This window comes from Micromonospora sp. NPDC048842 (assembly GCF_040649935.1).
Taxonomy (GTDB): Bacteria; Actinomycetota; Actinomycetes; order Mycobacteriales; family Micromonosporaceae; genus Micromonospora; species Micromonospora hortensis.
The window spans coordinates 18115-34731 of the sequence record NZ_JBEZGK010000041.1; the positions used below are offsets into that span (position 1 = coordinate 18115).

Genomic DNA, 16617 nt, shown 5'->3' on the forward strand with positions numbered 1-16617 from the left:
GCGGGCGCGCCGGTCGTGCCGGTCGCGCCCGCCGCTCGCCGTGTCACTTGCCGGTGATCTCCTTGACGCCATCGGCGTACGGCTTGGCGATCGTGTCGAGAACCTGGTCGGGCGACTTCGAGCCGTTGATCAGACCCTGGAAGCCGGAGACCAGCACGTCGTAGTAGCCGGGGACCGGCCAGTCCGGGTAGAAGGCCAGCCCGTCGGACTTGCTGACCGTGTTGAAGTCCTCGATCAGCTTGCGGTCCTTCGGGTCGCTGATCTTCGACGCGTCGGCGGCGACCGGAACACCACCGTTGTTGCCGATCAGATCCTGGATCTCCGGACGCAGGGTGATGTCGATGAAGTCGTACGCCAGGCTCTTGGCCTTGCTGTTCTCCGGAACCACCCAGAGGTTGCCGGAGGAGCCGGCCTGAAGGGTGTTGCCGGGGAAGAGGAAGGTGTCCCAGTTGGCCTTCATCTCGGTCTTGAACCGGCCGTACCACCAGCTACCCGAGACGATCATCGGAACCTTGCCGCCGATGAAGGCGGTGCCCATGTCCTCGGCCTTGAGGCTTGCCGAGTTCTTCGCCACGTAGCCCTTCTGCACCCACTGGGCGAAGGTGTCAGCGCCGTACTTGAGCGGGTCGGCCTTGAAGTCGACAGGGTTCTTGTAGAGCTGGTAGTTGTCGACGAACTGCCTGTCGCCCTTGGAGAGGGCGAGCTGGTAGAAGAGCTGCCCGGCCGGGTACTCGGCGCCGGCCATGCCCAGCGGGGTGATGCCCTTGCCGACGAAGGTGTCCATCGCGGCGGTCATCTCGGCCATAGTGGTCGGGACCTTGACGCCGTTGCTCTGGAACAGGTCCTTGTTGTAGTAGACGGTGACGTACTCGCCGTAGTTCGGCACACCGAACCACTTGCCGGAGCCCATCACGCCCTTGTCGCTGTACCGGGCGGTGGTCTGCAGGCTGGGGCTGAGCTTGCCGGCCCAGCCGCGCTTGTCGGCCTCGCTGCTCAGGTCGGCCAGCAGGCCCTGCGAGGAGAGCAGCCCGGCGGTCGCGTTGCCCTTGTTGTACTCCATGATGTCCGGGCCCTCGGACGAGTTGATGATCATGCCCGCGTTCTGCTGGATCTGCTCGAACGCCTTGCGCTCGAAGCGCACCTCGACGCCCGGGTGCTCGGACTTGAAGATCTCGATGGCCCGGTTCCAGCCGACGCCCATGGCGCTGTTCTCGCTCTCGTAGTGCCAGAGCTTGAGAACCTTGGCGTCGCTGTTGTCCCCGCTGTCACCACTGCCGCAGGCGGCCACGGTGGTCGTCGCTGTCGCCGCCAGGGCGATCGCGGCGACGAGCCGACGGAATCGCTGCATTAGCATCCTCCTCGTTGAGTACTAGCCGGTACTTCACGGGGCCCGCCGTCGCGTTGCAGCGCGGCGGCGGGCCATTTACTGATCGGCCCCCATTGGCTGGCGGCTTCGAGGCGCGGCGGTCGACCCCCGGATCTCCAACGTGCACGGCAGCAGTTGCTGGTGACGAAGGTCGGCGGGGCCGTCCAGGTGGCGCGTCAGCGCCTCGATCGCGATCCGGCCGAGCGCCGAACCGGGTGACGTCATGGCGGTCAGCGCCGGGGTGGCCAGTTCGGCGACCTGCGGCGAGGTGACCATCGAGACGACGGAGACGTCGTCGGGCACTGACAACCCACGGCCGGTCAGCTCGCCGAGGATGCCGAAGATCGCCGTCTCGTTCATGGCCAGCACCGCGGTCAGCTCCGGGGCCTGCGCGAACGCGGCGGCCAGGGCGGCCCGCCCGCCGGCGGCGCTGTCCTCGGCCGCGATCATCACCGGCTCCAGGCCGTGCCCGGTCATCGCCGCGGTGAAGGCGTCCCGGGTACGCAACGCGGGCCCGTAACCGCTGGCCAGCGTGGCGGCCGAGTGGTTGACGTAGACGATCCGCCGGTGCCCGAGGCCGACCAGGTGCGCGACGGCCTCCCGGACGGTCTGGTCGAAGTCGATGTCGACGTAGGAGAGCGTGCTGGTGTCGCCGGTGCGGCCGATCAGCACCAGCGGCACCCCCGTCTCCTGGAGCACTGTGACCCGCTCGTCGGCCAGCTGGACCTCCATCAGCACGACCCCGTCGAGCATCCGCTGACTGGCCAGCCGACGCAGGTCGTCGAGGTCGCCGCCGCCGACAGGCGAGAGCACCAGGTGGTAGCCGGCGACGCTGGCCGCGGCGGCGGCACCGGTGACGAAGGCGGTCTCGGTGGCGCCGAGGCCGCGTTCGTCCATCGGCATCAGCAGGCCGAGGATTCGGCTGCGCCGGCTGGCCAGCCCACGGGCCATCGCGTTGGGCTGGTAGTCGAGCTGTGCCATCGCGGCGAGCACCTTGTTGCGGGTGGCCTGCGAGATCGGCCGGGTGCCGGTGAGCACGTACGAGACCGTGCTGACCGAGACCTGCGCGAGGCGGGCGACGTCGTGCATGGTGGCCACCGCGCACCTCCTCCGGCCTGGGGTGGGACCGCTCCCGAACTTCGTCGAAGCGTTTCGACGAAGCGGTTCGACAGGACGCTAGGCCACCTGTTACGGCGACGTCAATAGCCGATGTCGAAAACAATTCAGGGGGCGCGCGGGGCGCGGGGCGCGGGGGAGTGCCCGGCGCCTTGGGGCGGGGCGTGGGTCAGGGCAGGTTGAAGAGGATGGCGGCGTTTCTCCAGCAGACCGCGCGTAGCCAGTCGTCGCCCAGGTCCAGCCGGGCCAGCCCGGTCACCTGGTCGGCGTACGGGTACGGGATGTTCGGGAAGTCGCTGCCCAGCAGCACCTTGCCGGCCAACCCCAACTCGCGCAACCGGGGCAACTCCTCGGCCGGAAAGGGGACGAACTGGTCGAAGAAGGGCGTGAAGGCCATTGTGGTGTCCAGCCGGACCCGCTCGTACGTCTCGGCGAGGTCCAGGAAGGCCCGGTAGTCCGGGGCGCCCATGTGCGCCACCACGGCGGTCAGCCGAGGGTGGCGGGCGAGCAGGGCGGCGAACGGTTCCGGGCCGGTGTTGGTGGTCCCCACCGGGGCGTGCCCGGCGTGCACCACCACCGGCACATCCGCGTCGGACAGCATCCCCCACACCGGGTCCAGCGCCGGATCGGTGGGCGCGAAGCCGCCGACCTGGAGGTGCAACTTGAACACCCGGGCACCTTCGGCGAGGGCCGCCTCGACGTACCCGGGAGCGTCCGGCTCCGGGTAGAACGTGGCCGAGGCCAGGCACCCGGGGGTGTCGCGGGCGAAGTCCAGCGTCCAGCGGTTGAGTTCCGCCGCCATGCCCGGTCGGTGCGCGTACGCCAGGGCACTGAACGCCAGCACCCCGAGTCGGCGCAGGTGCGCTACCCGGTCGGCGTCGCTCCACCGGTAGCGGATCGGCCATTCGGTGCCGACCAGCGGCCCGGCGGCGTCGAAGTAGGCCCACACCCGACGCAGCAGGCGCGGCGGCAGGAAGTGAACGTGCACGTCGGCGAGGCCGGGCAACCCCAGGGCGCGGCAGAACTCCGGTACGCGTTCGTCCTCGGTCGGCGGGATCGCCGACGCCGGATCGGTCATATGTCGATGTCGAAGCGGCTCAGCACCGAGGGCGCGATCAGGCCGACGGTGGCGAGCGCGGAGACGACGGTCAGTGCGATGCGCATCCCGACCACTTCGGCCTTGCTGCCGACGCGCAGGGCGATGCTGTTCGGCAGGCCGATCATCATCCACATTCGCCGTTTGATGGGGATCGGCCAGAGGATCGGCACGCCGGCTCTGGTGATCATGTCGCCGAGGATGTGCACGAAGCAGCCCACGCCCAGCGCGGTGCCGATCAGCGGATAGCCGCGTCCGCCCGGCAGGTGGGCGAAGGTGAACCAGGCCGCCCCGGCCGACGCGAGAGTGATGATCACCCACCCGGCCCGCTCGGCCCACTCGTCGAACAGCCCGCGCAGCGCCAGGCCGAACATGAAGAACAGGATGGTGATGACCGCCCACTTGCCGTACGCGGCGCAGAGCGCCGTGGTGCCCCAGCCGACCAGCACTGTGAACGGCAGCGTGTGGGTCAGCGTCCGGTGCCCGTTGCTGCGGCGCGGGTCCCTGCTGAGCTTGGTGGCGTAGTAGACCCCGAGAGAGATCTTCTCCATCACCTCGGCCGCGAAGAGCGAGAAGACTCCGAAGGTACGGGCAACGGTGGCCCCACCCTGGTTCTTGGTCACCTTGCCCGACATGTCGAGGTCGGGAAAGAGCGCGCCACCGGCGCACACAGCGGTGCCCACCGCCAACGCGAGCGGCGACTGGTGGTAGTCGGCGAACTGCTCCAGTGCCCAGGAGCCAGCCAGCCACACCGCCGCGCCGGACAGCGCGTGTTGCGGTCCCATCATCTCGGCTCACCCTCCCCAGGGATCTTGAGCGCCCAAAACTACGCCACTGTAGTCAGCGTCGGCGCCGCAGGGGCATCACCCGGAAGGTCCACATCGGACCGTGTCACAGGGTGGGGGTGAAGCTCTGCCGGATCATCGGCAAGTATGCCGCGTTGACCTGCCAGTCGAACTCTTCTGTCAACCACGAGACGGTGTAGGAGCGATCGGCCGAGGTGTTGGCCAACAGCCGGAAGCTGTGCACCGGAACGCCGACGGCGTTCTGCCAGCCGCACTCCCACACCGCGCCACCCGCGAAGATGTCCATCGCGGAGATGTCCAGCTTGCGATAGTCCGGCAGCGCGGCACTCGCCGTCAGCCGAGCCTCCTCGGCCTTCCAGTGCGCCACCGGATCCGGGCGGACCGGCCCCGCCTCGACGCTGAGCACCCGGGACCCGCCGGATTTCCGGAAGCAGGTCACCGAGCCCTCGGTCCAGCGCGCCCACCCGACCGGCGCGGCGATCCGGAACCCGGTCGGGTCGTCGTACCAGGTCCAGCCCTCACGCAGCCCGTACTTCACGTCGGGTGGCGGTGACACCGCCACCACCGGGGTCGCCGACGGTGGCGGGGACGACGTGCAGGCGAACGCCGCCGGCCGGGAGGTCGGCGCGCCACCGCCGGAGCCGGACGGTGTGGTCCGGTCATCGTGTTGGTTGACCAGCGCAAGCGTGACGCCTCCAGCGACGAGCACAGCGGCGGCCGCGCCACCCAGGGCGATCAGGCGCCGTCGCCGGCCAGGTGGGCGCCGCTTGTTCGGGGTCGGCATGGCGGGCTCGCCAGACGGGGCCACCGGTTCGACCGGGTGCGGCGCGATGGCCCGTCCGGCGCTGCGGATCGCCGCGACCGCTGAGGAGCGGACCGACCCGGCGGGCTCGTCGTCGTTCGCCGCGGCGCTGCGCAACAGCGGCTCCGCCTCGGCGGCGGTCAACCGCCGCCAGGGGTCGCGCTGCAACAGGCCGAGGATGGCGGGACGCAACGGGCCGGCTCGACGCATCGGGTCCGGTGGTTCGGTGGCCAACGCGCTGAGCGTCGCCATCGCGCTAGACCGTGCGTACGGTGACTGCCCCTCGACCGTCGCGTAGAGCGTCGCGCCCAACGACCACATGTCGGTGCGGGCGTCGGACACCCCTTCGCGGGCTCGTTCGGGCGCGACGAACTGCGGCGAGCCGAGCACCGTGCCGGGCCCGGTCATCACACCCTCACCGCCGTCGAAGGTGGCGAGGCCGAAGTCGGTGAGCACCACCCGCCCGTCGTCGGCCACCAGCACGTTGTGCGGCTTCACGTCGCGGTGCAGCACCCCGGCGGCGTGCGCGGCCCGCAACGCGGCGAGCACCGCCAGCCCGATCCGGGCGGTGCGTTGCGGGCTCAACGGCCCCTCGGCGCTGATGATCTGCTGCACCGACCGCGACGGCACGTACTCCATCACGATCCAGGGGCTCTCCCGGTCGTGGACCACGTCGTAGAGGCGGACCACGTTGGGATGGTTGAGCCGGGCGGCGGTGCGTGCCTCACGCAGGGTTCGTAGCCGCAACTCCTCACGCTCGGTCTCGGCCAGCCAGGACGGCGGCACTACCTCCTTCACCGCTACGTCGCGATGCAACATCTCGTCGCGAGCAAGCCACACCCGGCCCATTCCGCCGGTGCCGACCAGGTCGAGCAGCCGGTACCGACCCGCGATCAGCAACTGATGCACGGTCGCTCCCCCTCGGTCACCCCGGGATCCACGATAGCCACCAATGCCGGCTTTCTCATCCACTGAGCGGCCTCGATCCACGACGGACGGTGGTCCCGATCATGGCCATACGGTGCAGGTCAGCGGGGTGGTCGGAAACTCTTTCGCACCAGTTCCCAGTCGGCGGCGGCCCCGGCCCAGTCCTCGTCCCGGGTGATCCAACCCAGCGTCCAGCGGTCGGCGCCGAGGACGTGTTGTCGGGCGTGCAGCCACGGGCCGTGCGGCGTCTGCCAGCGGAGCTCCCACTCGGCTCCGCTGTCGCCCGCGGTGAGTCGGATCTCGTCGTACCCCGGCAGGGAGCCTTTCCCGGCCGCCGCGTCGCGGGCGGTCCGCAGGAGTTCCAGGGGATCGGCGGCGCCGCCTTCGGCGACGCTGAAGGCCCGGCCGGTCGCCGGGTCCTGGAAGCACGCCACAGTGCCGTCGCGGGAGGTCAGCCACGTCGCCGGTACGGAGACCCGGAAACCGGTGGTGTCGGCGTGCCAGACCCAGCCGGGCGGCGGCCGGAGTTCTTCGCCCGCTGTCGGCGTGCCGGCCTGCACCGGTGTACCGCCGACGTCGGGGCGGACACAGGCGAACGGGGGCGGGGGGACGTTCCGCCCATTCGGCGGCGGACCGGGGGGCGGGCCGGGGCCGAACGGCCCTCCGTTGGGCGGGCGGTTCGGCGGCGGGGTGGACCAGCCGGTGGGGTCGCTGGGCCTGTCGCCGGTCAGGGTCAGCGCGGTGCCGACGCCGGCCACGACGGCCACCAGCAGCGCCACGGCGACCACCGCCACCCGACGCGCGGTGCGCCCGGCGGCCGCCGGATCCGGGGCCGGCGTGGGGGAGGCGCCACCGGCTGCGGCCCGGGCGGCCGGGTCGGGCAGCGGAACGGTGGCGTCCTGGTCGTCGGGGTCGTCCGCTGCCGTCCTGAGCAACCGACGGGCCGTCTCGTGGTCGAGGCGCTCGCCCGGGTCGCGGCGCAGCAACCCGTCCAGCACCGGCGCGAGCGCCCCGGCGTGCGGGGCGGGGTCCGGCGGGCCGGCGGCCAGCGCGCTGAGCGTGGCCATCGCGGTGCTGCGGGCGTACGGGGACTGCCCCTCGACGGCGGCGTGCAGGGTCGCCCCGAGCGACCACAGATCAGCGGCCACTGTGGACACCCCCTCGGCGGCGCGTTCGGGGGCCACGTACTGCGGGGAGCCGAAGACCATGCCGGGGCGGGTCATCGCGCCGTCGCCGCCGTCGAAGGTGGCCAGCCCGAAGTCGGTGAGCATCACCCGCCCGTCGTGCGCCACGAGCACGTTCTGCGGTTTGATGTCGCGGTGCAGCACCCCGGCGGTGTGCGCGGCCTGGAGCGCGTCGAGCACTGCCAGCCCGATCCGGGCCGCTCGGGCCGGCTCCAGCGGCCCCTCGGCGTCCACGACGTCCTGCAATGTGCGGGACGGGACGTACTCCATGACGATCCATGGGCTGCCCTCGACCGCGACGACGTCGTAGAGCCGGACCACGGCGGGGTGGTTGAGTCGGGCCGCGGCGCGGGCCTCCCGCATCGTGCGTGAGCGCACCTCGGCCCGTTCAGCGTCGGCCAACCAACTCGGTGGAACGATCTCCTTGACCGCTACCTCGCGGTGCAGCATCTCGTCGCGGGCGCGCCACACCCGACCCATGCCCCCGCGACCCACCAGATCGAGCAGTCGGTACCGACCGGCGATCAGCACCTGTGCACGCTCCTCCTCAGCCGCTTGTCCGGGCTACACCCTAACCAGCGGATCGGAAGTCACCTATCGGTCGTCCGACTCGGCGTCAGCAGGCGGCGTGGTCGGCGCCGGCGAGCAGGTTCCCTTCCGGGATGGCGATCCGGGTCCGCCCGCCGCTCAGGCGGGCGGCGGCGCGTCGGGCCTGCACGGGGCCGTGCTCGCGACGAGCGGTGGCGTAGCTGGCGGCGGTGCGGGCCGCGATGGTGGCCCAGCCGTACCGCTCGCCGACCATCGTGCGGGCCCGCCGGGCCAGCCGCCGGGCGAAGACCTCGTCGCCGAGCAGTTGGCCGACCGCGCCGGCGAGCGCGTCCGGGTCGCTGTGCGGGAACGTCACCCCGGTCACGCCGGGTTCGACGATCTCGGCGAGGCCGCCGGTACGGGCCACGGCCAGCGGCGCTCCGGCCGCTGCCGCCTCCAGCGCCACCATGCCGAACGGCTCGTAGAGGCTGGGCACCACTGTCGCGTCGGTGGCGCCGAGCATCGCCGGTAGTTGGGTGGAGTCGAGGAACCCGGTGAACCGGACGGTCGAGCTGATCGCCAGCCGCCGGGCCTCCGCCTCCAACTCGGTGCGGTACGGGCCGTCGCCGGCGATCACCACGCGCAGCCCCGGGTGTCGTTCGCGCAGCCGGGGTACGGCGTGTACCAAGTGCTGGACGCCCTTCTCGTAGACCAGCCGCCCGGCGTACCCGACCAGCGGGCCGTCCCCGGCGAACCGTGCCCGGGCCGACGCGACAGCTCGGGGGCGGGCCCGCCAGGCCCTGTCGTCGACCCCGTTGGGCACCACGTCGACCTGGGCGGCCGGTACCTCGAACAGCGCGGTCACCTGGTCGCGCATGTACCCGGAGCAGGTGATCACCCGAATGGACGAGCTGCTGAGCCAGTGCTCGACGCCGTGGATGGTGCGGTTCATCTCCTCCGGCAGCCAGCCCTGGTGCCGACCGGCCTCGGTGGCGTGCATTGTGGTGACCAGGGGCAGGTCCAGGTGCTCGGCGAGGGTGACGGCCGTGTGGGCGACGAGCCAGTCGTGGGCGTGGATGACGTCGTACGAGCCGGCCTGGGTGGCGCGCAGGGCGGTGCGGGTGAGGGTGTGGTTGAAGGCCATCGTCCAGGCCAGCAGCGAGTCGGTGGCGAGGGGGAAGGTGACCGGGTCCTCGGGGGCGCGCAGGATGCGTACGCCGTCGGCGTACTCCTCAAGGGGTGCGCCGTCGGAGTGGCGGGTGACGACTGTGACCTCGTGGCCGGCGGCGGCGAGGGCGACGGAGAGGGCGTGCACGTGTCGACCGAGACCGCCGACGAGCACCGGCGGGTACTCCCAGGAGAGCATCAGCACCCGCAGCTGTCGGGCGGGGTTGATGTCGATCACGTGGGCATCGAGTGACATGCGGCCCCCTTTGAGTTGTCCCCGGGCGCGCGCCGACCGACACCGAATCGATGTCGCCGTCGCGTCTGGATCGAGGCCAATCCTGCCGGGGTCGCGATAACCAGCGGCGACACCACCGTTGCGGTCGTGTAAAGCGCTACTGGCTCTTTCGCCGCACCCGCAGCAGCTCGGCCACCGACCATGCCTGGAACGGGCACCCGGTAGCGGTGTGCGGCGCGAGGCCATCGGCCGTCTCGCTCACCGAGCCTAACCCATATTCCATCAAATGAGCCTCAATGCCGACGAATACGTCATCGACGGACATCTTCCCCCGGCGCGCGGCGTCGACGTACGGGCCGAGCAACCACGGCCAGACCGTGCCCTGGTGGTAGCCCCCGTCCCGGTCGGCCGGCCCGCCCCGGTGCCGGCCCACGAACTCCGCCGAATCCGGGGCCAGACTGCGCGGCCCGAGCGGAGTGAGCAGCCCGCCCCCGACCCGCCGTAGCGTCGCCTCGTCCGGCTCCAACGGCGCGTACGGCAGCGACCAGGCCAGCAGCTGGTTGGGGCGCAACGCGTCGTCGTCGTGCAGGGCGGCGCCACCCAACGGGTACGCCGGCGCGGGCGCGTCCAGCACGTCGTGCAACCAGCCGGTCGGGGCCGGGAACCGCTCCCGGAACGAGGCGGTGGCCTGCCGGTGGTGTCGCCACAGCTCGTCGGCGTCCTGCCCAGCCAGCTCGGCCAGCTCCGCGAGCCCGGCCAGCCCGTTGATCCACAGCGCGTTTACCTCGACCGGCTTGCCGGTCCGCGGGGTGACCGGCACCCCGTACACCCGGGCGTCCATCCAGGTCAGCGCGGTGCCGGCGGCGCCCTGGGTGAGCAGCCCGTCGGCCGGGTCCACCCGGATCCCGTACCTGGTGCCGGCGGTGTGGGCGTCGATCACCGCGCGCAGCGCCGGCAGCAGCTCCTCGCCGAGGTCGGTGTCGCCGGTGACTGTGACGTGCCGGCTCACCGCGTGCAGGAACCACAGCGTGCCGTCGACGGTGTTGTACTCGACCCGACCGGTGTCGGCAGTGTTGGCGAGCATCCCCTCGGACAGCGTCGCCGCGTACGCCCGCAGCAGCTCCCGACCCTCGTCGGCGCGACCCGTGCAGAGGAACAACCCCTCGTACGAGATCATCGTGTCCCGCGACCACGCCCCGAACCACGGGTAGCCGGCCACCACGTCCACCGCCGCCTGGTCGGTGCGCACCACGAAGGCGTCGGCGGCCAGCGCCAGTGTGGCGTCCACGTCGTCGGCCGGCTTCGCCGTCGCCACCACCCGCCGGTTGCGGCGCCTCGCGGTCGCCACGATCTCCTCCGCCGGCGGCGGCTCCTCATCGAGTCGACCCGCCCAGGCCCGCACCGACACCGTGTCGCCGGGGCGTTCCAGCTCACCGGAGAAGCGGCCCGCGTACCAGAGGTCCTCGTCCGCGTTGAGGCCCCGGTTGGCCTCCTCGCGGTGGTGCACGCCCAGCCACCACTGCCCCTCGGGCGCCCAGCCCGGGCCCGCGAGCCGGTACGCGCCCTCGACCACAGCGCCGTCGGCCACCGCCTCCACCTGCGGGATCGGGCCGTCGGCCCGCCGTTCGCCGTGCGCGTCCCGCCAGGTGCAGGCGGCCGACAGCTCCAGCCGGACCGGACCACCGGCGACCAGCCGGTGCACCACAGCGACGCAGGAGCGGCCGGGCAGCATGGCCAGCTCCCGTTCGATCACCACCGCGCCGATCCGCCACCGCCACCGGGGTAGCCCGTCGACCAGGTCGAAGCGCTCCAACAGCTCGAAGCCGCGCGGGTCCACGTCGCCGGAGGCCCACTCGTGCGCGCCGAGGCGCACCCGCGCGCCGGACGGCAGTGTGACCGCCGGGTCGAGACTGACCAGTCCCACTTGGCGGGATGCCGGCGTTTCGCCGGGAACCACCAACAGGCCGTGGTAGCGACGTGTCCGCAGCCCGCCGACAGTGCCCATCGCGTAGCCGCCGAGGCCGTCGGGGACCAGCCACTCCCGGCTGGTCGCGCTGGTCAGGTCGCCGCAGATCTGCGGGCCGAAGTGAATGTCGATCAACTTTCCTCCACCGGCGGCGGGGTGTAACACGCCACGACGAGAATGGCCGCTGTGGTCAAGTACCGCGGCGACGTCAAAGATGTGCACGTGATCACTGACCGATCGTCCTCCGACGCCTCGCCACCCGACGCTGAGCGGCTCCGGCTCGCCCAGGCCGACTCGGGGGAGCAGGACTGGCGTGCATGGGGTCCCTATCTGTCCGAACGGGCGTGGGGGACGGTACGGGAGGACTACAGCGAGCACGGTACGGCCTGGGACTACTTCCCGCATGACCACGCGCGGTCCAGAGCCTACCGGTGGAATGAAGACGGGATGGCCGGCGTCTGCGACGAACGACAGACCTTCGCGTTCGCCCTGGCCCTCTGGAACGGCAAGGACCCGATCCTCAAGGAGCGGATGTTCGGCCTCGGCGGCGACGGCGGCAACCACGGGGAGGACGTCAAGGAGTACTGGTGGTACGAGGACTCCACGCCCACCCACTCCTGGATGCGCTGGCGCTACCACTACCCGCAGGCAGCCTTCCCGTACGACGAACTCGTCGCGGTGAACGCGTTGCGCGGCCGCGACGACACCGAGTACGAGCTGGTGGACACCGGGATCTTCGACGATGACCGGTACTGGGCGGTGACAGTCGACTACGCCAAGGCGTCCCCGACCGACCTCTGCATGGTGGTGACCGTCGCCAACCGGGGCGACGAGGCGGCCACCCTGCACGTCCTGCCCACCCTGTGGTTCCGTAACACCTGGTCCTGGGGCCTGCCCGGCGGTGACCGGATCCCGCGGTTGACCGGCCAGGGCACCCGGCTCGTGGGCGAGCACCGGGTGTTCGGCCAACTGCTGCTGGAGGGCGACGGCGGCCCGGTTCCGCTGCTCTGCGACAACGACACCAACGCCGAACGGCTCTGGGGCCTGCCCGGCCGCTCCCCGTACCCGAAGGACGGCATCAACGACCACGTCGTCAACGGCGCGGCCACCGTCAACCCGGCCCGGGAGGGCACCAAGGGCGCGCTGCACTACGTGCTCGACGTGCCGGCCGGCGGGCAGCGCCAGATCCGGCTGCGGCTGACCCGTACCGCGTCGCCGCCGGCCGCCGCGCCGCCGCCCCCGGCCGACCTCAGCGACGGCTTCGAGGCTGTGGTGTGGGCGCGGCGGGCCGAGGCGAACCGGTTCTTCGCCGGCGTGATCCCGCCGGCCGCCACACCCGACGAGGCGCTGGTCGCCCGGCAGGCCATCGCCGGGCTGATGTGGGGCAAGCAGTTCTACCACTTCGACGTCAAACGCTGGCTCGAAGGCGACCCGGGCTCGACCCCGCCGCCGGCCGGGCGCCGGCACGGGCGCAACAGCGCCTGGTGGCACATGACCAGCTTCGACGTCATCTCCATGCCCGACCCGTGGGAATACCCCTGGTACGCGGCCTGGGACCTGGCCTTCCACTGCGTGAGCATCGCCCGGGTCGACCCGGGCTTCGCCAAGGAGCAGATCCTGCTCCTGCTCCGCGAGTGGTACCTGCACCCCAACGGGCAGATCCCGGCGTACGAGTGGGCTTTCGGCGACGTGAACCCGCCGGTGCACGCGTGGGCAGCGCTGAAGGTGTTCGAGATCGACGGCGGCCGGGACTACGAGTTCCTGGCCCGGGTGATGCACAAGCTGCTGCTCAACTTCACCTGGTGGGTCAACCGCAAGGACACCGGCGGCAACAACGTCTTCGAGGGCGGCTTCCTCGGGCTGGACAACGTCGGGCCGTTCGACCGCTCGGCGGCGCTGCCGGTCGCCGGGGTGCTGGAGCAGTCCGACGGCACCGGCTGGATGGGCATGTACGCGCTCAACCTGCTGGACATGGCGATCGTGCTCGCCGAACACGACCGGACCTGGGTGGACACCGCCACCAAGTTCTTCGAGCACTTCGCCTACATCGCCGCCGCCGCGTACGAGCAGGGGTTGTGGGACGAGGAGGACGCCTTCTTCTACGACGTGCTGCGCCTCGCCGACGGCACGAAGGTGCCGCTGAAGGTCCGCTCCGTCGTCGGGCTGCTGCCGTTGGCCGCCACCACCCGGCTCACCGCCCGGACCCTGCACCACCTACCGGAGTTGGGCGCCCGGCTGCGCTGGTTCCTCACCAACCGCCCGGAGTACGCCCAGGTGATCGGCACCCGCCGACTGGGCCCCGACGGCCGGCAGCAGCGACTGCTGTCCATGGTCGGCCCGGAGCAGGTGGTCCGCCTGCTGGCCCGGATGCTCGACCCGGACGAGTTCCTCTCCGACTTCGGCCTCCGTACGCTGTCCCGCGCCCACCTGGACAAGCCGTTCTCGGTCACCCTCGGCGGGCAGGAGTTCTCCGTCGGCTACGAGCCGGCCGAGTCGACCAGCGGACTGTTCGGCGGCAACTCGAACTGGCGCGGTCCGATCTGGATGCCGACGAACTTCCTGCTGATCAGCGCGTTGCGCGACTACGCGGCGTTCTTCGGCGACGACCTCCAGGTGGAGTACCCGACCCGCTCCGGGGTGAAGCACACCCTGGACGAGATCGCCGACGACCTCTCCGCCCGGCTGATCTCGCTCTTCACCCAGGACGACTGGGGTCGACGGCCGATCTACGGTGCCGCTCAGATGTTCCAGACCCACCCGGACTGGCGCGACCTGATCGCCTTCCCCGAGTACTTCCACGGCGACAACGGGGCCGGCCTGGGCGCCTGGCACCAGACCGGCTGGACCGCCCTGGTGGCCGACCTGATCCTCACCCTCCGCCGCTGACTCCCGCCCGCCCTCGCCCCCCGCTTGCGGGTGCGCCCGAGTCCGGGCGGCGGGCTGCGGGCGGCGGGCAGGGCGGGCAGGGCGGTCAGGCGCTGACTACGCCGAGCTTGATGAGGCTGTCCGCGGTGTCGGTGATGGTCGTCTCCACCGGGCGGGGCCGCCAGCCGAGGACGGTGCGGGCCTTGTCGTTGCTGATCACCGGGACCTGACCACCGAGGACGGCGGCCTCACGCAGCGCAGGCTCGGTCTTCGCGCCCTCCCGGACCTCCTCGTTGTTCAACTCTCGGGCCGGAACCCGGTCGGCAAGGCTCGGCAGGTGCCGCGCGAGCATCTTCGCCATGTCGAGGAAGCTGATCGACTGGCCACTGACCCCGATGAACCGCTCACCGGCGGCGTCCGGGTGCAGCATCGCGCGTAGGTGCAGGTCGACCACGTCCCGGACGTCGACCACCCCGAAGTACATCCGGGGTACGACCGGCGTCGCCCCCTGGAGGAACGCCTGCACCAGGTTGATGGTCGCGGACACCCGCGTCCCCAGGAGTGGCCCGAAGATGCCGGTCGGGTTGACGACGCTCAGCTCGACCCCACCGTTGTTTCGGACGTCGTCCCAGGCCGCACGTTCGGCGAGCGTCTTCGAGCGGTGGTACGCCGGGATGTCGTCGTCGACGTTCGTCCAGTCCGCCTCGTTGTAGTGGCCGTCGGGCTTGACGGTGTAACCCACCGCCGCGTACGACGAGGTCAGCACCACCCGCCGTACGCCGGCCTCGCGGGCGGCCCGCACGACGCGCAGCGCTCCGTCGCGGGCCGGCCGGACCACCTCGTCGTCGTCAGCGGGCGGGGTGAACGGGAACGGCGACGCGTGGTGCAGCACGTACCGTGCCCCGGCGACCGCCTCGGCCCAGCCCTCGTCGGCGGAGAGGGCCGCGGTGCGGACTTCGACCCGGCCGTCCGGGTTCACGCCCGACTGCCGGAGCCGGCCGAGCACCTCGTCGCCCTGGCCCGGCTCGCGGACGGTGACCCGTACCCGGTAGCCCTCGTCGAGCAGTCGGGCGACGGAATGCCCGCCGAGGTGGCCGGTCGCACCGGTCACCAGCACCAGGGCATCGTCGGTGGAGCGAAGCTGTAGGTCGTTTGGCATGGTGTGTCCCATCGTTGCTCAGAATTCCTCAAGAGCGCGCTTGACGTGTGTGAGCGCGCGGGTCTCCGCAGCGGTGTCGTTTCGGTGTCGGGCATCCCACATGTCCGCCTTGGCGCGCAGGTACGCCTGGCGTACCCGTAGGCGCTCAATCTCCGTGGACAGCCGGTCGGCGTGCCGGGCGAAGAGGTCGCGCTGTTCGGCGGCGGCCGCCTGGTCGCCCTCGTCGAGCAGCGTCAGGTACCGGCGCATGTCCGCGACGCTCATCCCGGCGGACCGTAGGCAGGCCAGGGCGTCGACCCGCTCGGCGAGCGGATTGTCGTATCGGCGGTGGCCGCTGCTGTCGTCGCGGGGGACCGCGCCGAGCAGGCCGGCCTTCTCGTAGTAGCGCAGCGTCGGCTCGCTGAAGCCCGACCGCTGGGCCATCTCCTGGATGGTCAGAGGCCCTTCGGCCTGCTTACGGCCTTCCTCCGTCGCTGCCATGGGTGAAGCGTCCCCAACTTCAAGCGCTTCAAGTCAAGGGATGTGGCGCGGAGCACCACTCAGCGGTTCGCCCGTTCGATACCTCGTCGGACGAGGCCGCTGATGCCGGGCACTGTGATCGCCCGGATGTTCAGGTCGCCCATCCAGACGTGGAATCGGCTGGGTGGCGCGTACTGGGCCATTCCCCGGCGGGCGAGTGCCTGTCGTTTGCCGACCTCCGGACGTAGTCCGGCCTCCCATTCGGCGAGTGCTGCCGGGAGGTCGTCGGCGTGCCGTCGCAGGGCGGCGCCGAGGTGGTCGGCGCCGGCCAGGGCGAGGGCCGCGCCGTGTCCGGCGAAGAGCGTCACGCACCACGCAGCATCTCCGAGCAGGACGACGCGGCCGGTGCTCCAGCGCGGCATGACCACCTGGCTGACGGCGTCGAAGTAGGCGCGGGCCGGGTCCTTCGCAAGATGGTCGATCGCGGCGGGTACGCCACCCGACAGATCTCCGAGCGCGGCCCGCAGCGCGTCGACCGGCCCGCGTCTCAGGTCGGCGGCGGGCTGCGCGCTGCGATAGGTGAAGAAGGCCGACGACCGCTTCGGGCCAAGGTTGACCATCGCCGCGGTGCGCCCCGGGCCGATGTACGTGGTGGCGGAAGACTCGGGCACGCCGGGCGTGCCGTCGCTCAACTCCACGCGTACGTGATCGGTGTCCTGGTCGACGGACGTGACGGTGGTGGCGAAGCCAGGCCGTCCTGGCGACGCCGTTGGGCACGGTGACGGCGTTGACCCGGCTGACCGCCTTCCGGCCGGAGTTGACGGCGAACGTCGAGGCGGTCCTGGGCGACGGGGTGTCGGGGCTGCGGGGGGGGGGGGGTGTCCCTATGGGTTTCGTCAAGCGGGGATGGGTGCCTGATCTGTGGGCCGTGGTTGGTAGGG

At 71.4% G+C, this 16617-nt stretch carries 12 protein-coding genes; 1 reads left to right on the top strand and 11 read right to left on the bottom strand.

Annotated features, from left to right (window positions below; translation table 11 throughout):
* Nucleotides 1-43: 43 nt before the first annotated feature.
* The 8 genes from AB0C19_RS32485 to AB0C19_RS32520 form a co-directional block, all read right to left on the bottom strand.
* Nucleotides 44-1348 (bottom strand): extracellular solute-binding protein, encoded by a 1305-nt coding sequence (locus AB0C19_RS32485; protein ID WP_357191568.1) that lies wholly within the window; start codon nucleotides 1346-1348, stop codon nucleotides 44-46.
* Between the two features lie 75 nt (nucleotides 1349-1423).
* Nucleotides 1424-2455: a LacI family DNA-binding transcriptional regulator gene (locus tag AB0C19_RS32490; RefSeq protein ID WP_357191597.1), complete on the bottom strand. Its 1032-nt coding sequence runs from the start codon at nucleotides 2453-2455 to the stop codon at nucleotides 1424-1426.
* 196 nt (nucleotides 2456-2651) lie between these two features.
* Nucleotides 2652-3560 (bottom strand): amidohydrolase family protein, encoded by a 909-nt coding sequence (locus AB0C19_RS32495; protein ID WP_357191570.1) that lies wholly within the window; start codon nucleotides 3558-3560, stop codon nucleotides 2652-2654.
* Nucleotides 3557-4366: a metal-dependent hydrolase gene (locus tag AB0C19_RS32500; RefSeq protein ID WP_357191572.1), complete on the bottom strand. Its 810-nt coding sequence runs from the start codon at nucleotides 4364-4366 to the stop codon at nucleotides 3557-3559. Before AB0C19_RS32500 ends, AB0C19_RS32495 begins: the two co-directional genes overlap by 4 nt.
* A gap of 103 nt (nucleotides 4367-4469) precedes the next feature.
* On the bottom strand, nucleotides 4470-6095 hold the full coding sequence (locus tag AB0C19_RS32505) for a serine/threonine-protein kinase (RefSeq protein WP_357191574.1): 1626 nt from the start codon (nucleotides 6093-6095) through the stop codon (nucleotides 4470-4472).
* A gap of 119 nt (nucleotides 6096-6214) precedes the next feature.
* Entirely contained in the window at nucleotides 6215-7828 is a 1614-nt protein-coding gene (locus AB0C19_RS32510) for a serine/threonine-protein kinase (protein WP_357191576.1), read from the bottom strand.
* A gap of 85 nt (nucleotides 7829-7913) precedes the next feature.
* Nucleotides 7914-9248, bottom strand: coding sequence for a glycosyltransferase family 4 protein (locus tag AB0C19_RS32515; protein ID WP_357191578.1), 1335 nt, complete (start codon nucleotides 9246-9248; stop codon nucleotides 7914-7916).
* 136 nt (nucleotides 9249-9384) lie between these two features.
* Entirely contained in the window at nucleotides 9385-11328 is a 1944-nt protein-coding gene (locus AB0C19_RS32520; RefSeq protein ID WP_357191580.1) for an amylo-alpha-1,6-glucosidase, read from the bottom strand.
* A gap of 42 nt (nucleotides 11329-11370) precedes the next feature.
* Between AB0C19_RS32520 and AB0C19_RS32525 the strand changes: the two genes are divergently transcribed.
* Nucleotides 11371-14079, top strand: coding sequence for a glucosidase (locus AB0C19_RS32525; RefSeq protein ID WP_357191582.1), 2709 nt, complete (start codon nucleotides 11371-11373; stop codon nucleotides 14077-14079).
* Nucleotides 14080-14164: 85 nt separating this feature from the next.
* Here AB0C19_RS32525 and AB0C19_RS32530 read toward each other — a convergent pair whose 3' ends face one another.
* The 3 genes from AB0C19_RS32530 to AB0C19_RS32540 are packed head-to-tail and all read right to left on the bottom strand — an operon-like array spanning nucleotide 14165 to nucleotide 16374.
* A complete protein-coding gene (locus tag AB0C19_RS32530; protein WP_357191584.1) occupies nucleotides 14165-15217 on the bottom strand; it encodes an NAD-dependent epimerase/dehydratase family protein in 1053 nt (350 codons plus the stop codon).
* Nucleotides 15218-15235: 18 nt separating this feature from the next.
* Nucleotides 15236-15697, bottom strand: coding sequence for a MerR family transcriptional regulator (locus AB0C19_RS32535; protein ID WP_357191587.1), 462 nt, complete (start codon nucleotides 15695-15697; stop codon nucleotides 15236-15238).
* Nucleotides 15698-15756: 59 nt separating this feature from the next.
* Entirely contained in the window at nucleotides 15757-16374 is a 618-nt protein-coding gene (locus AB0C19_RS32540; protein ID WP_357191589.1) for a hypothetical protein, read from the bottom strand.
* Nucleotides 16375-16617 lie beyond the last annotated feature (243 nt).

What these genes read in the sequence shown, in the direction of transcription:
- AB0C19_RS32485 (WP_357191568.1), bottom strand. Translation starts at nt 1,348, where the DNA reads ATGCAGCGATTCCGTCGGCTCGTCGCCGCGATCGCCCTGGCGGCGACA.
- AB0C19_RS32490 (WP_357191597.1), bottom strand. Translation starts at nt 2,455, where the DNA reads ATGCACGACGTCGCCCGCCTCGCGCAGGTCTCGGTCAGCACGGTCTCG.
- AB0C19_RS32495 (WP_357191570.1), bottom strand. Translation starts at nt 3,560, where the DNA reads ATGACCGATCCGGCGTCGGCGATCCCGCCGACCGAGGACGAACGCGTA.
- AB0C19_RS32500 (WP_357191572.1), bottom strand. Translation starts at nt 4,366, where the DNA reads ATGATGGGACCGCAACACGCGCTGTCCGGCGCGGCGGTGTGGCTGGCT.
- AB0C19_RS32515 (WP_357191578.1), bottom strand. Translation starts at nt 9,248, where the DNA reads ATGTCACTCGATGCCCACGTGATCGACATCAACCCCGCCCGACAGCTG.
- AB0C19_RS32525 (WP_357191582.1), top strand. Translation starts at nt 11,371, where the DNA reads ATGGCCGCTGTGGTCAAGTACCGCGGCGACGTCAAAGATGTGCACGTG.
- AB0C19_RS32530 (WP_357191584.1), bottom strand. Translation starts at nt 15,217, where the DNA reads ATGCCAAACGACCTACAGCTTCGCTCCACCGACGATGCCCTGGTGCTG.
- AB0C19_RS32535 (WP_357191587.1), bottom strand. Translation starts at nt 15,697, where the DNA reads ATGGCAGCGACGGAGGAAGGCCGTAAGCAGGCCGAAGGGCCTCTGACC.